At 32.3% G+C, this 16,295-nt stretch carries 19 protein-coding genes; 18 read left to right on the top strand and 1 reads right to left on the bottom strand.

Translation table 11 applies throughout. The features are described 5' to 3' along the window. Window positions 1-2 precede the first annotated feature (2 nt). Window positions 3-1,259, bottom strand: coding sequence for an NAD(P)/FAD-dependent oxidoreductase (locus HUE53_RS04740; protein ID WP_014166442.1), 1,257 nt, complete (start codon window positions 1,257-1,259; stop codon window positions 3-5). A gap of 106 nt (window positions 1,260-1,365) precedes the next feature. Between HUE53_RS04740 and HUE53_RS04735 the strand changes: the two genes are divergently transcribed. From HUE53_RS04735 to HUE53_RS04650, 18 genes are all read left to right on the top strand, one after another. After that, window positions 1,366-2,883, top strand: coding sequence for an HAL/PAL/TAL family ammonia-lyase (locus HUE53_RS04735; protein ID WP_065213024.1), 1,518 nt, complete (start codon window positions 1,366-1,368; stop codon window positions 2,881-2,883). 225 nt (window positions 2,884-3,108) lie between these two features. Further along, a complete protein-coding gene (gene fabG / locus HUE53_RS04730; RefSeq protein ID WP_014166440.1) occupies window positions 3,109-3,840 on the top strand; it encodes a 3-oxoacyl-ACP reductase FabG in 732 nt (243 codons plus the stop codon). Window positions 3,841-3,858: 18 nt separating this feature from the next. After that, window positions 3,859-5,082 (top strand): beta-ketoacyl-[acyl-carrier-protein] synthase family protein, encoded by a 1,224-nt coding sequence (locus HUE53_RS04725; RefSeq protein WP_014166439.1) that lies wholly within the window; start codon window positions 3,859-3,861, stop codon window positions 5,080-5,082. 1 nt (window position 5,083) lies between these two features. After that, entirely contained in the window at window positions 5,084-5,332 is a 249-nt protein-coding gene (locus HUE53_RS04720) for an acyl carrier protein (RefSeq protein ID WP_065213025.1), read from the top strand. 6 nt (window positions 5,333-5,338) lie between these two features. Continuing rightward, complete coding sequence (locus HUE53_RS04715) at window positions 5,339-6,217, top strand: LpxL/LpxP family acyltransferase (RefSeq protein WP_065213026.1); 879 nt, start codon at window positions 5,339-5,341, stop codon at window positions 6,215-6,217. A gap of 10 nt (window positions 6,218-6,227) precedes the next feature. Then, complete coding sequence (locus tag HUE53_RS04710) at window positions 6,228-7,127, top strand: hypothetical protein (RefSeq protein WP_014166436.1); 900 nt, start codon at window positions 6,228-6,230, stop codon at window positions 7,125-7,127. A gap of 4 nt (window positions 7,128-7,131) precedes the next feature. After that, window positions 7,132-8,265, top strand: coding sequence for a beta-ketoacyl-ACP synthase III (locus tag HUE53_RS04705; protein ID WP_014166435.1), 1,134 nt, complete (start codon window positions 7,132-7,134; stop codon window positions 8,263-8,265). Next, window positions 8,265-8,711: a hypothetical protein gene (locus HUE53_RS04700; protein WP_065213027.1), complete on the top strand. Its 447-nt coding sequence runs from the start codon at window positions 8,265-8,267 to the stop codon at window positions 8,709-8,711. The genes HUE53_RS04705 and HUE53_RS04700 overlap by 1 nt, the downstream gene beginning before the upstream one ends. Further along, window positions 8,704-9,168: a flexirubin biosynthesis protein gene (locus tag HUE53_RS04695; RefSeq protein ID WP_014166433.1), complete on the top strand. Its 465-nt coding sequence runs from the start codon at window positions 8,704-8,706 to the stop codon at window positions 9,166-9,168. The genes HUE53_RS04700 and HUE53_RS04695 overlap by 8 nt, the downstream gene beginning before the upstream one ends. Window positions 9,169-9,170: 2 nt before the next feature. Continuing rightward, a complete protein-coding gene (locus HUE53_RS04690; protein ID WP_065213028.1) occupies window positions 9,171-9,575 on the top strand; it encodes a hypothetical protein in 405 nt (134 codons plus the stop codon). Then, on the top strand, window positions 9,575-10,570 hold the full coding sequence (locus HUE53_RS04685; RefSeq protein WP_065213029.1) for a BtrH N-terminal domain-containing protein: 996 nt from the start codon (window positions 9,575-9,577) through the stop codon (window positions 10,568-10,570). The genes HUE53_RS04690 and HUE53_RS04685 overlap by 1 nt, the downstream gene beginning before the upstream one ends. Window positions 10,571-10,573: 3 nt before the next feature. After that, a complete protein-coding gene (locus HUE53_RS04680; RefSeq protein ID WP_014166430.1) occupies window positions 10,574-11,329 on the top strand; it encodes an ABC transporter ATP-binding protein in 756 nt (251 codons plus the stop codon). Next, window positions 11,322-12,602 carry an ABC transporter permease gene (locus tag HUE53_RS04675; protein ID WP_192188752.1) on the top strand — a complete coding sequence of 427 codons (1,281 nt, stop codon included), beginning with the start codon at window positions 11,322-11,324 and terminating at the stop codon, window positions 12,600-12,602. The genes HUE53_RS04680 and HUE53_RS04675 overlap by 8 nt, the downstream gene beginning before the upstream one ends. Then, complete coding sequence (locus HUE53_RS04670; RefSeq protein WP_014166428.1) at window positions 12,577-13,026, top strand: acyl-CoA thioesterase; 450 nt, start codon at window positions 12,577-12,579, stop codon at window positions 13,024-13,026. Before HUE53_RS04675 ends, HUE53_RS04670 begins: the two co-directional genes overlap by 26 nt. Window position 13,027: 1 nt before the next feature. After that, complete coding sequence (locus tag HUE53_RS04665) at window positions 13,028-14,143, top strand: beta-ketoacyl synthase N-terminal-like domain-containing protein (protein WP_014166427.1); 1,116 nt, start codon at window positions 13,028-13,030, stop codon at window positions 14,141-14,143. A 2-nt stretch (window positions 14,144-14,145) separates the two neighbouring features. Continuing rightward, window positions 14,146-14,760, top strand: coding sequence for a hypothetical protein (locus HUE53_RS04660; protein ID WP_014166426.1), 615 nt, complete (start codon window positions 14,146-14,148; stop codon window positions 14,758-14,760). 1 nt (window position 14,761) lies between these two features. After that, entirely contained in the window at window positions 14,762-15,019 is a 258-nt protein-coding gene (locus tag HUE53_RS04655; RefSeq protein ID WP_014166425.1) for a phosphopantetheine-binding protein, read from the top strand. Window positions 15,020-15,100: 81 nt separating this feature from the next. After that, window positions 15,101-16,294 carry a beta-ketoacyl-[acyl-carrier-protein] synthase family protein gene (locus HUE53_RS04650; protein WP_014166424.1) on the top strand — a complete coding sequence of 398 codons (1,194 nt, stop codon included), beginning with the start codon at window positions 15,101-15,103 and terminating at the stop codon, window positions 16,292-16,294. The last annotated feature ends 1 nt before the right edge of the window (window position 16,295 follow it).

Here is a 16,295-nt window from a genome sequence, read left to right as displayed (position 1 = left end):
TTTTAAACTTGGGTTTCTTTTTGCTCTTTTTCCATGTGAATCAAGTGTGCCATATTTTTAATAACACTATCGTGTTTTTTTACAAAAGGATTTGTTTCATCCCAAACATAACCTGCTAAAACAGCGCATATTTTCTTTTTTACATCTGGATTTTCAGGTTGATGAAAAAATAAAGTTTGAAGATTTCCTGTATACCATTCTTTTACATAAGTGGTAAAAACATCAATACCAGATCGCATATATTGAGTAAATTCAACTTCCCAATCAATTTTTTCTCCCTTTAACTGACGATGAACTAATTTGGCGGATAGCATTCCCGATTCTGTAGCAAATGCCACACCTGAGGAAAATACAGGATCTAAAAATTCAGAGCTATTACCTGTTAAAGCAAAACCTTCTCCGTACATTTTTTTAACAGATCTAGAATAGTTCTCTAATTTAACAGGTTCAAACAAAAAATCAAGTCCACCAAAACGGTTGATGTAATAATCTGATTTTTGAATCGCATTTTTTAGAGCCTCAGCAGCGTCATTATTTTTAGATAATGAATTAATAAATGACGTTGGGCCAACTATACCTACGCTCGTATTTCCGTTAGAAAAAGGAATAACCCAAAGCCATACCTCAGTTTCTAAAATGTCAAAAGAAATTAAAGTTCCTTCCTCACCTTCAGGTCTATTAATATCCTTTATATGTGTGAAAATAGAAGAGTGAGGATCCAATTTAGAAGGAGTGTCTAAATCCAATAAACGAGGTAATACTCTACCATAACCACTAGAATCAATTATAAACTTAGCATGAATTTCTTTGGTTTCACCATTTTTCTCCTTTACAGTTGTTATAGAGTTTGATCCGTTAAATACCACATCTAATACTTCTGTTTCAAACTCTAAGTCAATACCTTTTCGAATAACTTCTTCTGCTAACGTATTATCAAAATCTGCACGAGGAACTTGCCAAGTCCAGTCCCATCCTTCGCCATGTTTGACACTAAAATCAAAAATACATATTTCCTCTCCCCTTATAAACCGAGCCCCTAATTTCTTTTCAAAATTCATAGAATCCAAGGCAGAAAAAAGACCACTTTCATAAAAATGATCCATAACTCGAGGTATTAAACTCTCGCCTACAACCAATCTTGGAAATCTTGTTTTTTCAACAATTTTTACATGAGTACCGTTGTTGTGTAAATAAGATGCTGATACACAGCCTGAAGGACCAGATCCAATTACTAAAACGTCTACAAATTCTTGTTTCATATTTACTTTTTTCTTTATAAGAATGTGCTAACTTTGTCTTTTCAAAAGTAAATACATAATATCAAATAAAAAAGATATTCATCAATAGTTATAAAAAATAGTTTGAATGGGAGTCATACAGGAATATTTAAAGCTAGAAGATTTCATATCCATAGTTTTTAAAAATCAAAATGTAGAGATTAGTAAAGAAGTTTTAAATAGAGTTGAAGAGAGTTTTGATTTTTTAAAAGAATTTTCGAAAAACAAGGTCATCTATGGCGTGAATACAGGTTTTGGTCCTATGGCGCAATATCGTATAAAAGATGAAGATAGATTACAACTTCAGTACAATTTAATTAGAAGCCATTCGTCAGGCACAGGGCAACCCTTAAGTACCCTTAATGTAAAATCCGCAATTTTAGCAAGATTAAATACCTTGTCCTTAGGGAACTCTGGCGTTCATCCGTCCGTAATTAATTTAATGAAAGAATTCATTAATAGAGATATTACTCCGTTAATTTTTGAACACGGAGGAGTAGGAGCAAGTGGTGATTTAGTACAATTAGCTCATCTAGCATTAACCCTCATAGGAGAAGGTGAAGTTTTTTATAAAGGCGAAAGAAGAACAACCAAAGAAGTTTTAGAATTAGAAGGGTTAGAGCCTATAAAAGTAGAATTAAGAGAAGGATTAGCATTAATGAATGGAACCTCTGTTATGACAGGTATAGGAATTGTTAATGTTTATAATGCTAAAAAAGCATTGGATTGGTCTGTCAAAATAGCTAGTGCTATCAATGAAATTGTGCAAGCCTATGACGACCATTTATCTGCGGAATTAAATAATACAAAACATCATTCTGGTCAGCAAGAAATTGCCAAAATGATGCGTCAGCACTTAAGCAATAGTACATTAGTGCGTAAGCGAGAAGACCATTTATATAGCGGAGAAAATACAGAAGAAGTATTTAAAGAAAAAGTACAAGAATATTATTCATTACGTTGTGTACCTCAAATTCTAGGACCTGTATTAGATACCATTCATAATACAGCCAAAGTTTTAGAAAATGAAATAAATTCCGCAAATGATAATCCTATAATAGATGTAAAAAATAAACACGTTTATCACGGAGGTAATTTTCATGGAGACTATATTTCCCTAGAAATGGACAAACTAAAGATTGTCATAACCAAAATGACCATGTTAGCCGAAAGACAACTAAATTATTTATTAAATTCTAAAATTAATGAATTGTTACCACCGTTTGTAAATCTAGGAACTTTAGGTTTTAATTTTGGAATGCAAGGCGTTCAGTTTACAGCTGTATCAACAACAGCGGAATCACAAACATTGTCAAATCCTATGTACGTACATAGTATTCCAAACAACAACGATAATCAAGATATTGTATCTATGGGAACCAATGCCGCAGTTATGACAGGAAAAGTTATCGAAAATGCTTTTGAAGTCTTAGCAATTGAAATAATTACAGTGGTTCAAGCTATAGACGCATTAGGTTTTGCCGATAAAGTGTCTTCTCCTACACGTGCGTTTTATGATAAAGTACGTGCTGTTGTACCTACTTTTAAAGAGGATATGATAATGTACCCTTATATACAACAAGTGAAGGAGTATTTAATGCAATAACCTAATATGACAAGAGGAGAAAACTTTTCTCTTGTTCTACTAAGTCCTAATTTGTTAGAAAAGCAATATGCTGAAGAAGTATTGATAAAGGTTCAGTTTAATAATTAAAACTATTTTTTAGGAAGCCCCTTAACAAAAAATATAAAGCAGAAGGAACCTTCTAATCTGAAAAGAAAAAGAAGAGTTTCTTCTGAAATAAAACGATAAAAAAAAGACTTATACAAAATGAAGTGTGCATTAGTGACTGGTGGCTCAAGAGGTATCGGAAGTGCAATTTGTAAAAAATTAGCAGCTGAAAAGAACTACCATATTTTAATTAATTATCAAGGCAATCAAGAAGCAGCCTTAGCAACCTTGAAAGAAGTTGAGGCTCTGGGAGCAACTGGTGAAATACTAAAGTTTAATGTAGGAAATCATGCAGAAGTAACACAAGTCTTAACACAATGGCAAGATAAAAATCCTAATGCTATAGTAGAAGTTCTGGTGAATAATGCAGGCATTACGCGCGATGGTTTATTTATGTGGATGACTCCAGAAGATTGGAATAACGTTATCAATACCAGTTTGAATGGTTTTTATAATGTAACCAATTTTTTTATTCAAAAAATGTTACGTAATAAATACGGGCGAATCGTAAATATGGTTTCCGTTTCTGGTGTAAAAGGTACTCCGGGTCAGACTAATTATTCCGCAGCCAAAGGAGCGGTAGTAGCCGCTACCAAAGCATTAGCACAAGAAGTAGCCAAAAGAAATATTACGGTAAATGCTGTGGCACCAGGATTTATTCGTACTGATATGACTGGTGATTTAGATGAAAAAGAATTAGTGAAAATGATTCCAGCTAATCGTTTTGGAGAAGCGGAAGAAGTGGCCGCTTTAGTGGGTTTTTTAACTTCTAAAAATGCGGGATATATCACAGGAGAAGTGATTAATATTAATGGCGGTATTTATTCTTAATAATAGCTTGTAGATAAAATGGAAAGAAGAGTCGTTATAACAGGTATGGGGATTTACTCTTGTTTAGGAACTTCTTTAGCAGAAGTTAAAGAATCATTATATCAAGGTAAGTCAGGTATTGTTTTTGATGCAGAAAGAAAAGATTTTGGTTTTCAGTCAGCACTTACAGGTATGGTTCCTAACCCTGAATTAAAATCATTGTTAAATAGAAGACAAAGAATTAGTATAGGGCAAGAAACTGAATTTGCCTATATGGCCACTATAGATGCTTTAAAAAATGCAAATATAGATGATGCTTTCTTTGATACGAATGAAGTGGGCATTCTTTATGGTAATGATAGTGTATCAAAGGCGGTAATAGATGCTATCGATATTGTAAGGGAAAAAAAAGATACCGCTTTAATAGGTTCAGGAGCCATATTTAAGTCGATGAACTCCACTGTAACGATGAATTTAGCGACTATTTTTAGATTGCGAGGAGTAAATATGACCATTAGTGCTGCTTGCGCAAGCGGCTCTCACTCCGTTGGCTTAGGATTTCATTTGATCAAAAGCGGATTGCAAGACATAATCATCTGTGGAGGAGCTCAAGAAATTAATACGTATAGTATGGCTAGTTTTGATGGATTAGGTGTTTTTTCTCCAAGAGAAAAAGATCCCATAAAAGCTTCTAGACCATTTGATAAAAATAGAGATGGCTTAGTTCCTAGTGGTGGTGGAGCTACTTTAATACTAGAAAGTTATGAGTCTGCTATAAAGAGAGGAGCTCCCATTATTGCTGAGGTTGTAGGTTATGGTTTTTCATCTAACGGGGGACATATTTCTACACCAAACGTAGATGGCCCCTCAACGGCCATGCGTAGAGCTTTAGAACAAGCAGGAGTAACAGCCGATGAAATAATGTATATTAATGCGCATGCAACCTCTACTCCTTTAGGAGATGCAAATGAAGCAAAAGCTATCTACGAAGTGTTTGGTAGTAAGCCTTATGTGAGTTCAACCAAGTCTATGACGGGGCATGAGTGTTGGATGGCAGGAGCCAGTGAGTTGATTTATTCTACACTCATGATGCAAAATGATTTCATTGCTCCTAATATTAATTTTGAAGAACCAGATGAGGATTCAGCAAAGTTAAATATTGTAAAAGAAACTATAAATAAAAAATTTGACTTATATTTGTCAAATTCATTTGGGTTCGGTGGAACAAACTCTGCCGTTATAGTTAAGAAATTTAAGGGATAAGATGGAATCAATAGTTATTTTAGAAAAAATTAATAAAATTTTAGTAGATGAATTTGAGGTGGATGGAGATACTATTTCGCTAGAAGCAAATTTAAAAGAAACACTTGGGTTAGACAGTTTGGATTATGTCGATTTAGTGGTGTCTATTGAGGCAAATTTTGGCGTCAAATTAGTAGAAGCTGATTTTACAGGAGTTAATACTTTTCAAGATTTCTATCATTTAATCGAAACAAAAATAGCACAAAAATAATTACTTATGAGTCAGTGGGATGGTAAGTCCAAAGGGACTCTTTTAGGGTATAAAATTTTTGTCTTTTGTATAAAAAAGCTCGGAATCCGAACAGCTTATGCTGTTCTTTTTTTCGTAGCTTTTTATTATTTTCTTACACAATTTAAATCTAATAGAGCTATTTTTTATTACTTACACAATCGTCAAAAACAAAATAAATTTAAAGCCTTTTTAAATATCTATAAAAGTTATTTTGTTTTTGGACAAACATTAATTGATAAAGTAGCTATTTCTGCAGGGTTAAGAAATAAATTTACCTATGAGTTTGATGGTGTCGAAATTTTAAAAAAATTATTAGCAGAAAAAAAAGGAGGAGTACTGATAAGTGCTCACGTTGGTAATTTTGAAATAGCAGAACACTTTTTTGGAGACATAAATCTAGAATGCCAGATTAATTTAGTAACCACAGATTTAGAACACTCTGTTATTAAGCAATATTTAGAATCGGTTACCAAAAAACCATCAGTAAAATTTATAATAGTAAGAGACGATTTGTCTCATATATTTGAAATTAATCAAGCATTAGCTAATAACGAATTAATTTGTTTTACAGGCGATCGCTATTTTGAAGGGAGTAAATGTTTTGAAGAAGAACTTTTGGGAGAAAAAGCATTGTTTCCAGCGGGGCCTTTTTTAATAGCATCTAGGTTAAAAGTTCCCGTTGTCTTTGTATATGTAATGAAAGAACCCCAATTGCATTATCATTTGTATGCAAGAATAGCACAAGTAAAGCAAAGAGATGAAAAAGGCTTGTTAAAAGCCTATACAGAAAATGTAGAAGGGATACTCAAAAAATATCCTTCGCAATGGTTTAATTATTTTGATTTTTGGAAAGCTAATCTATAGCTATATATAAATGAAAAAAGTTTTAGTAGTACATTTTAGTCAATCAGGACAGTTAACACAAATTATTAAAAACATTACAGATCCATTAATAGGAGATCAGGATGTTGAAGTTAACTACTATGACGTAGCAATACAAAAAGAGTTTCCTTTTCCTTGGGACAAAGCCTCTTTTTTTGATGCTTTTCCAGAATCATTTTTACAAATACCGTATCCGTTAAAGGATTCTCAAAATACAATTTTACATCAAAAATACGATTTGGTCATACTAGGATACCAAGTTTGGTATTTAAGTCCCTCCATACCCATAAATTCTTTTTTAAAGAGTGAAGAGGCAAAAAAAATATTTAAAAACACCCCTGTTGTAACCGTTATAGGAGCAAGAAATATGTGGGCCTTGGCACAAGAAAAAGTAAAAAAACAATTACAAGATTTAGGCGCTATTCTAAAAGGAAATATTGCTTTAGTAGATCGAAATAGTAATTATATTAGTGTCATTACCATTGTTCAATGGATGTTTTCAGGAAAAAAAGAAAAATATTTAGGGATTTTTCCTGAACCAGGCGTATCTAAAACAGAAATAGAAAGTTCTAATAAATTTGGAATAATCTTATTATCCTTTCTAAAAGATAATACAATTAACCTACAAAAAGAATTAATAAAAAAAGGAGCCGTTGAAATTCGTCCATTTTTAATAGAAATGGATCAAAAGGCAAATAAAATGTTTAAAATTTGGGCTAATTTTATTCTTAAAAAACAGCAGTCTAGACTTCTTTGGCTGAAAGTCTTTAATTATTATTTATTTATTGCTATTTGGTTTATTTCACCATTAGTATACTTAATATATTTGTTAAAACGCCCATTTGTAAAAAATAAAATTAAAAAACTAAAAACCTACTATCAAGGAGTATAAATATATGTTTGACGTTTACATTACTCGATCTGGAAAATTTTTACCCAATAATCCTATATCAAATGAAGATATGGAAACTTATTTGGGATTAATTGACAACAAACCATCCAAAGCGCGTCGTATTATTTTGCGTAATAACGGAATCATTTCACGTTATTATGCTTTAGATACACAAGGAATACCCACCCATTCAAATGCTGATTTAACACAAAAAGCAATTGAAAGTCTTTTAGATCATGCGTTTGATGTAAATGATATTCAACTTTTATCCTGTGGAACTTCTACTCCTGATCATTTATTGCCATCGCATGCCGCTATGGTACACGGATTACTTAAGAATAGACCAATAGAAATTAACTCTTCTTCGGGAGTATGTAATGCTGGGATGATAGCCTTGAAATTTGCCTATATGTCTATAAAGTCAGGGAATACCATAAATGCAATCGCTACAGGATCAGAAAGAGTGTCTACCTGGATGTTAGCCAGTCGTTTTGAAAACGAAGTAGTAAATCTAAAAAATTTAGAAGAACAACCTATTATAGCCTTCAAAAAAGATTTTTTACGCTGGATGTTGTCTGATGGAGCAGGTGCTTTTTTATTAGAAAATAAACCTAGAGGAGAACATTCTTTAAAGATAGAATGGATGGAATCCTATTCGTATGCACACGAATTAGAAGCCTGTATGTATGCAGGTGGCGATAAAAATGAAGACGGATCTATTAAACCTTGGAGTGACTATCCAACAAACGAGTGGCTAGAGCAATCTGTTTTTTCAATCAAACAAGATGTTAAGTTATTAGATGCCCAGATTCTAGTAAAAGGAGCCATAAGTATGAAAAACGCTTTAGATAAAAACAAAATAAATGCAAACGAAATAACTTATTTCCTACCGCACGTATCCTCTCATTATTTTGTTAAAGGATTAGCAGAACAACTACAAAAAGTAGATGTTAATATACCAATGGAAAATTGGTTTATGAATTTACATAAAGTAGGAAATGTAGGCTCGGCTTCAATTTATTTAATGTTAGAAGAACTAATGAACTCAAAACAACTGAAAAAAGGAGATACCATCCTATTGTCAGTTCCTGAAAGTGGAAGATTTTCATATTCGTATGCTTATTTAACTGTTTGCTAATGACCGTTGCACAATTCCCAATACTAGACAAAAAAATTGTGGAAAATTTAATACCACAAAAATTTCCTTTCGTAATGATAGATCAATTAATTGCTTACGAAGAAGGAAGTGTAATAGCAGGATTAACAGTAACTGTAGATAACATATTTACTAGCAATGCTATTTTTCAAGAGTCAGGATTAATTGAACACATGGCACAATCAGTAGCCATTTACACAGGGTATCAATATTTCTTAAAAAAGGAACCAGTCCCTACAGGTTATATAGGTTCTATAAATGGAATAAATATCATAAAATTACCTGAAATAAATGATCAAATAACGACACAGGTTGTTGTTTTACAAGAGTTTATGGGGGTTACGCTAGTAGAAATAAATTCTTCCGTAAATGGAAAAATAATAGCTACAGGCAAGATGAAAACAGTAATCGCAGGATCTAATGAATGATATTCAAGAAGTAATTGAAATACAAAATTTTTTACCCCATAGAGCTCCTATGCTAATGGTAGATTATATCCTAAATTTATCAGAAACTACTGTAAAAACTATTTTTAAAATACAAGAAGACAATATTTTTCTAAAAAACAACTTTTTTGTTGAAACAGGAATGCTTGAAAATGCGGCACAAACCTGTTCTGCTATTGTAGGACAGACTTTTTTTGTTGATGAAAATAAGCAAATAAAAGAAAATGTGAAACTAATAGGTTTTATTAGCGGAATAAAAAAAGTACAGTTGTTTAATATACCCAAAGTAGGACAAACGATTATTACAGAGGCTCAATTAAAATCCCGTTTTGACGGTGATAATTATTGTATTTGTACAATGAATTGTATATCCAATACAGAGGATGAAACTCAGCTTTTAGAAGCTGAAATTAATTTATTTATTCAACAAACTCACTAATTATGAAAAAAGAAGAAGTGCCTCAAGATCAAAGTAATCTTTCTAAACATAACATGAAAGAACTTTGTTACGCAGTAGATAAAGATGGATCTTATACAACCGCTTTAAGTAGTGGTTGGGAACCCAAAACCATTGCATTGGAGCATTCTATGAAAGATATTGAAGAACGAGTTGCACAGGCTAACGAAGCAGTGAAGCAAGGAACTCAAAGTCCAATTGTTTATTTTATGGAACTCCATAAAATGGATTGGGTTACGCTTGCAGGTTATGTTAATATGTGGACTTGGCGAGCAAAACGACATGCAAACCCCTCTGTTTTTAAAAAATTAAACCAAAAACAATTGCAGCGTTATGCAGATGCGTTTGAAATAACAATTGAAGAATTGAAAAGTTTTAGAGGAATATAATGGAGATTCGTTTTACACATCATCAATCAGCTCATTGTGAAAATGGTGTAGCATCTAATTTGTTAAAGTTTAATGGGATTAATCTTAGTGAACCCATGGTTTTTGGTATTGGTTCAGGTTTGTTCTTTTTTTATTTCCCATTATTAAAAGTTAATCATGCACCTGCTATTAGTTATAGACCAATGCCTGGAAGTATCTTTAATAAAGCAGCCAAAAGATTAGGAATAAAGGTAAAAAGAACACGTTTCTCAACCCCTCAAAAAGCCCAGCAAGCCCTAGAAGCTAATTTAAAAAATAATATCCCTACAGGTTTACAAGTAGGAGTATATCATCTTACCTATTTTCCTGATGAATACCGTTTTCATTTCAATGCTCATAACTTAGTGGTATATGGTAAAGAAAATAAAAGCTATCTAATTAGCGACCCTGTTATGCAAACAGTTACCACTTTGAGCGAAAAAGAATTAGAAAAAGTACGTTTTGCAAAAGGAGCTTTAGCTCCCAAGGGACACATGTATTATCCCGTAAATATCCCAAAACAAGTGCAATTAAAACCAGCGATTGTTAAAGGAATTAAAAATACATGCAAAGATATGTTAGCCCCATTGCCGTTTATAGGAATTGCCGCAATGCGTCGTTTGGCCAAACACATTCGAATTTGGCCCACTAAAAGAGGGGTTAAAGTAACGAATCATTACCTAGCACAAATGGTACGGATGCAAGAAGAAATCGGAACAGGAGGCGGTGGTTTTCGATTTATTTATGCAGCATTCTTGCAGGAAGCTTCTACTGTATTAAACAATCCTTCTTTAGCTGAGTTATCAAAAGAAATGACAACCATAGGCGATAAATGGAGAGACTTTGCGGTAATGGCAGCAAGAGTGTACAAAAACAGAAGCAATCAGCACGATGTGTATAATGCTTTAGCTAATGAATTAGAGGCATTAGCACAATTAGAAGAATTTTTTTTTAAAAAACTTAAAAAAGCAGTGTAATTAATGAATAAAGAGATCATACATATTACGAAGCTTTATAAACAATATAAAGGAGCTGATTTTTTTTCAGTAAACAACCTAAACTTATCAATTGCTGAAAATGATATCTTTGGTCTTTTAGGACCTAATGGCGCAGGTAAAACAACATTGCTTTCTATCTTATGTGGTTTAGTAAAACCTACCTCAGGTACTTTTACTATAGATGGATTAACGTACTCAAATGATGCCCAAAAAATCAAACAAAACATAGGAGTGGTGCCACAAGAATACGCCTTATATCCTACTTTAACAGCCCGTGAAAATTTATTGTATTTCGGTAGTATGCTGGGGCTAAAAGGAAATGAACTTAGAACCAAAGTAGACCGATTATTAGAACACCTTGGCTTGTTAAAGTTTGCTCATAAACGAGTTGAAACGTTTTCAGGAGGGATGAAACGAAGAGTGAATTTGATAGCTGGTATTTTGCATGATCCTAAAGTCCTTTTTTTAGACGAACCTACTGTAGGGGTAGATGTACAGTCTAAAAATGTCATTATTAATTTTTTAAAAGAATTAAATACAAAAGGAACAACCATTATTTATACCTCTCATCATTTAACAGAAGCACAAGATTTTTGCAATAAAATTGCTATTATTGATAGAGGAACCATTTTTGCAGAAGGAACACCAGATGAATTAATACAAAAAACACCTGATGCCTACAATTTAGAAGATGTTTTTATTGCTTTAACCGGAAAAGAATTAAGAGATAATGTATAAACTTTGGATGTCTATATACAAGGAAATAATATTACTGAAACGCGATTTTGGCGGTTTGGTAATATTATTTGTAATGCCTTTAGTATTAATAATTACCATTACGCTCATTCAGAATGAAGCTTTTAAAACAGTTTCAGATACTAAAATACCTGTTCTTGTAGTAGATTTAGATCACGGAACCATTGCCGAAAATATCATTCAGAGTTTAGGAAAAAGTGGTGCTTTAGAGGTAGTAACCCAAAATGAAGGGATAGAATTAAACGAAGAAAAGGCTAAGGAATTAGTTTTTCAAGGAAAATATCAATTAGCAATAATAGTTCCTGAAAAATTAAGTAATGATTTACAAACCAAAGTAAATCAAAATGTTGAAAAAATAATGAGTAGTTTTGGAGTTGCAGAAGCTTCTCAAAAACAAACTCAAAAAAATATTAGCTCAAAAGAAATTAAATTATATTTTGATCCTGCTTCACAGTTAAGCTTTAAAAGCAATATAAAAAATGCTATTGATAAAATGGTAGCTACTATCGAAAATAAAACAATCTATACCTCTTTTCAAGAGCAAATAGGGGAGACAGACGAGCCTATTTTTGAACAAAAAAACTTTATTACTTACAAAGAAATAATACCTAAAATAAATAACAAAGAAATAATACCTAATTCAGTACAACATAATGTTCCTGCTTGGACATTATTTGCTATTTTCTTCATCGTAGTTCCCTTATCTATCAACATAGTCAAAGAAAAGAGCCAAGGAACATTTATTAGACTAATTACTAATCCCGTTTCTTATAGCACCGTCCTATTAGGCAAAACAATTACCTATTTAATCATTTGTGTGATTCAGTTTTGGTTAATGATGCTTATAGGTCTGTACCTATTTCCTTATTTAAATTTACCTCAGTTAGATATAAGTGGGCGTTTTTTACTAATGAATTTAGTTACAATATGTGCAGGTTTAGCAGCCATAGGATTTGGGATTCTATTGGGTACTATAGCTACAACACAAGAACAATCAGCACCTTTTGGAGCCACTTCAGTAGTTATTCTTGCTGCTATAGGAGGAGTTTGGGTTCCCGTTTTTGCCATGCCAAAAATAATGCAATATGTTTCGCATATTTCGCCAATGAACTGGGGATTAAACGCGTTTTACGATGTACTTTTAAGAAATACAGGATTATTATCTATCCTGCCTAATTTAATCCTTTTAATATTATTTTTTGTTTTAACAGTTACAATAGCCATTGTGTATGATAAAAAGAAAAGAGCTGTGTAAAGAAATTCCTCAGCTAACAGTAGCTCATGATATACGTATTCGATTTAACGAAACAGATCCTTTAGGAATCGTTTGGCACGGATATTACATTACTTATTTTGAAGATGGAAGAGAAGCTTTTGGTCGTCAGCACGGAATTTCTTATCTAGATGTACAAGCTAATGGTTATACAACTCCTATTGTAAAATCATCATGCGAACATAAATTGTCATTGCGATATGGAGATGTCGCTAGGATAGAAACTACCTTTGTAGATACCCCTGCCGCTAAAATGATTTTTAGATATAAAATTTTTGATAACAATAATAATATCGCTTGTACTGGAGAAACAGTGCAAGTTTTTTTAGATGCTAACGGAGATTTATCATTAAGTCTTCCCGCTTTTTTTAAAGAATGGAAACGTAAATGTGGTTTAATAGAATAAAATGAAACGCTGTTATATAACAAAAACCAATTGTATTACTCCTTTAGGTAATTCCGTTGCAAAAAATTGGTTCGCCATACAATCGGAACAATCAGGTATAAAAAAGCATTCACAAATAGGAATGCTAAAAGATTTTTATGCAGCTATCATACCCGATAACTTAATAGACCAATCAATAAACGCTAATTCAAAAATAGAACGTACCTTAATTCAAGTATTACAACCAATTCTAGATACAAATAAAATAACAGAAAAAACAGCTTTTATTTTTTCCACCACTAAAGGAGATATTGTTCAGTTAGAAAATACATCTAACAGTCTTACCGAAGCTTTTTTAAGCACTTTAGCAAAAAAAATAGCCCATTTTTTCGGGTTTAAAACAGAACCCATAGTTGTTTCTAATGCATGTGTATCAGGCGTATTAGCTATTTCTGTAGCCAAAAGACTTATACAAGGAGGATTGTATGATAACGCATACGTGGTGGCTGCAGATGAAGTTACTGAATTCGTATTATCAGGATTTAACTCATTTCAAGCAATGAGTGACGAACCTTGTAAACCATACGATGCCAATAGAACAGGAGTAACATTAGGCGAAGCAGCCGCAGCAATTTATATAACCTCTTTACAAGAAGAAGTTAAACCTAATGACTTTGAAATACTAGGAGAAGGAGCCGTAAATGATGCCAATCATATATCAGGACCTTCTCGTACAGGAGAAGGACTTTATAGAAGTATACAATCCGCATTAAAAGAAGCTACTATTTCCAGTAATTCCGTAGATATAATTTCTGCTCATGGAACAGCTACCCCTTATAACGACGAGATGGAAGCAATAGCCTTTAATAGACTAGAGTTGCAAAATAAACCCCTAAATAGTTTAAAAGGGTATTACGGACATACACTAGGCGCTTCAGGATTGTTAGAAACGATTATGACTATCGAAAGCGCAAAGCACAATACATTAATCGTTTCAAAAGGATATAAAACCTGTGGAGTAACACAACCTATTAATGTAATTACCCAACCATTAAAAATGCCTATTAATGTTATATTAAAAACAGCATCAGGTTTTGGAGGATGTAATACCGCTATAGTATTAAAAAAAATAAAGTAATTTTGGAAACTAAATTATATATAAATAAAGTTTGTACAATTACATCCAAAGGATTAGTTGTAGATGGACAAACACTAATGATTAACGATCAGAATTCATTTGTAGAATTTGCAAAAAAAATTTATAAAAAATATGAAATCAATTATCCAAAATTTTTTAAAATGGATAATTTAAGTAAGTTGGCTTTTCTAGCATCCGAAATTGTATTAAGAGAAGAAGTTAAAAAAGAACAAGAAAATAATATAGCTATTGTCTTTGCAAACCAATCAGCTAGTTTAGATACAGATGTTAAATATCAAGAATCTATTGCAGACAAAGAAAATTATTTTCCGAGTCCAGCCGTTTTTGTTTATACTTTACCAAATATATGTATAGGCGAAGTAAGTATAAAACATAAGTTAAATTCAGAAAATGCCTTTTTTGTTTTTGACCAATTTCAACCATCGTTTATATATACCTATACAAAACAATTGTTGGATTTAGGAAAAGCAGATAAAGTACTCTGTGGTTGGGTAGAATTATTTCAAGAAAACTATAAAGCAGTAGTTTATTTAGTAGATAAAAAGAATAAAGGTGCTGTACACCAAATAGATAGTATAAAACAAATTTTTAATTAAAATGGAAGCATTAAAAGGAGAACTAAAAGCTAAAATTATTGAAGTATTAAATTTAGAAGATATAACAGTAGAAGATATTCAAGATAACGATCCATTATTTGGAGATGGTTTAGGTCTAGACTCAATTGACGCGTTAGAGCTAATCGTTCTATTAGACAAAGAGTATGGGATAAAATTAACAGATCCAAAAGAAGGAAAAACTATTTTTGCTTCAGTTGAAACCATGGCTGATTTTATTGCAAAAAACAGAACAAAATAATTTTTTAGGCTGTTTAAAATTATTTTAAACAGCCTTTTTTAAACACCTTTTATAAATTAATCGCGATAAACTTTCGTTTAAATGAAAATTGCTATAACAGGTATGGGAATAATTTCTTCTATAGGAAATACAGTAGAAGAAAATTATGAAGCACTTTTGAGTAAAAAAGCTGGAATTTCTCAAATTCAAAATATTGAAACCCTTCATAAAGAAGCTATTAAAGTTGGTGAAATAAAGTTAAATAATAAAGAATTATCTACCATGTTAGGTTTGTCTGAGGATAATAATTTTTCTCGTACAGCCATGTTAGGTGCTTATGCCGCTAAAAAAGCAATTGAAAATGCCGCTATCTTTGATCTTAACGAATATAAAACAGGACTCATTTCTGCAACCAGTGTAGGAGGAATGGATATGACGGAAAGATATTATTATGAATATTTTAAAAATCCAACATTACAAAAATACATAGAGACGCATGATGCCGGTAATTCTTCTCATAAAATAGCGGATTACATTGGATTAAAAGGATTCGTTTCTACTGTAAGTACCGCTTGTTCATCCGCGGCAAATGCCATTATGTTAGGAGCGCGAATGATTGCTTCAGGTCAGTTAGATCGAGTAATTGTAGGCGGTACAGATGCCTTGTCAAAGTTTACAATTAATGGTTTTAAAACATTAATGATCCTTTCAGATACTTATAATACCCCTTTTGATGATGAACGAAAAGGACTCAATTTAGGTGAAGCAGCCGCTTTTATTGTTCTAGAATCGGATAGAATGATCACAAAAACAAATAAAAAAGTGTTAGCCTATCTTACTGGATTTGGAAATGCTAATGATGCATACCACCAAACAGCTTCATCAGAAAATGGAGAAGGAGCCTTTTTAGCGATGCAAAAAGCATTTGAAAAAGCTACTATTACACCTGATAAAATTGATTATATTAACGTACACGGTACAGCCACCCCTAATAATGATTTGTCTGAAGGAAGAGCTATCATAAGAGCATTTGAAGGATACAAAATACCTGAGTTTAGTTCTACTAAGGCTTTTACAGGTCATACTTTAGCCGCTGCCGCTGCTATTGAAGCGGTATATAGTATTCTTGCTCTTCAGAATAATAAAGTCTTCCCAAATTTAAACTTTAAGACTCCAATGAAAGAATTTGATTTAATTCCTCAAATAGAAGTACTAGATAAAGAAATAAACTATGTATTATCCAACTCATTTGGTTTCGGAGGAAATTGTTCAACCCTAATTTTTTCAAAAAAATAAC

Origin of the sequence: Flavobacterium columnare, assembly GCF_014844295.1 — a bacterium.
Lineage (GTDB): Bacteria > Bacteroidota > Bacteroidia > Flavobacteriales > Flavobacteriaceae > Flavobacterium > Flavobacterium columnare.
The sequence above is the reverse complement of the archived record's forward strand: the minus strand, read 5'-3'. Positions and strand labels throughout refer to the sequence as shown.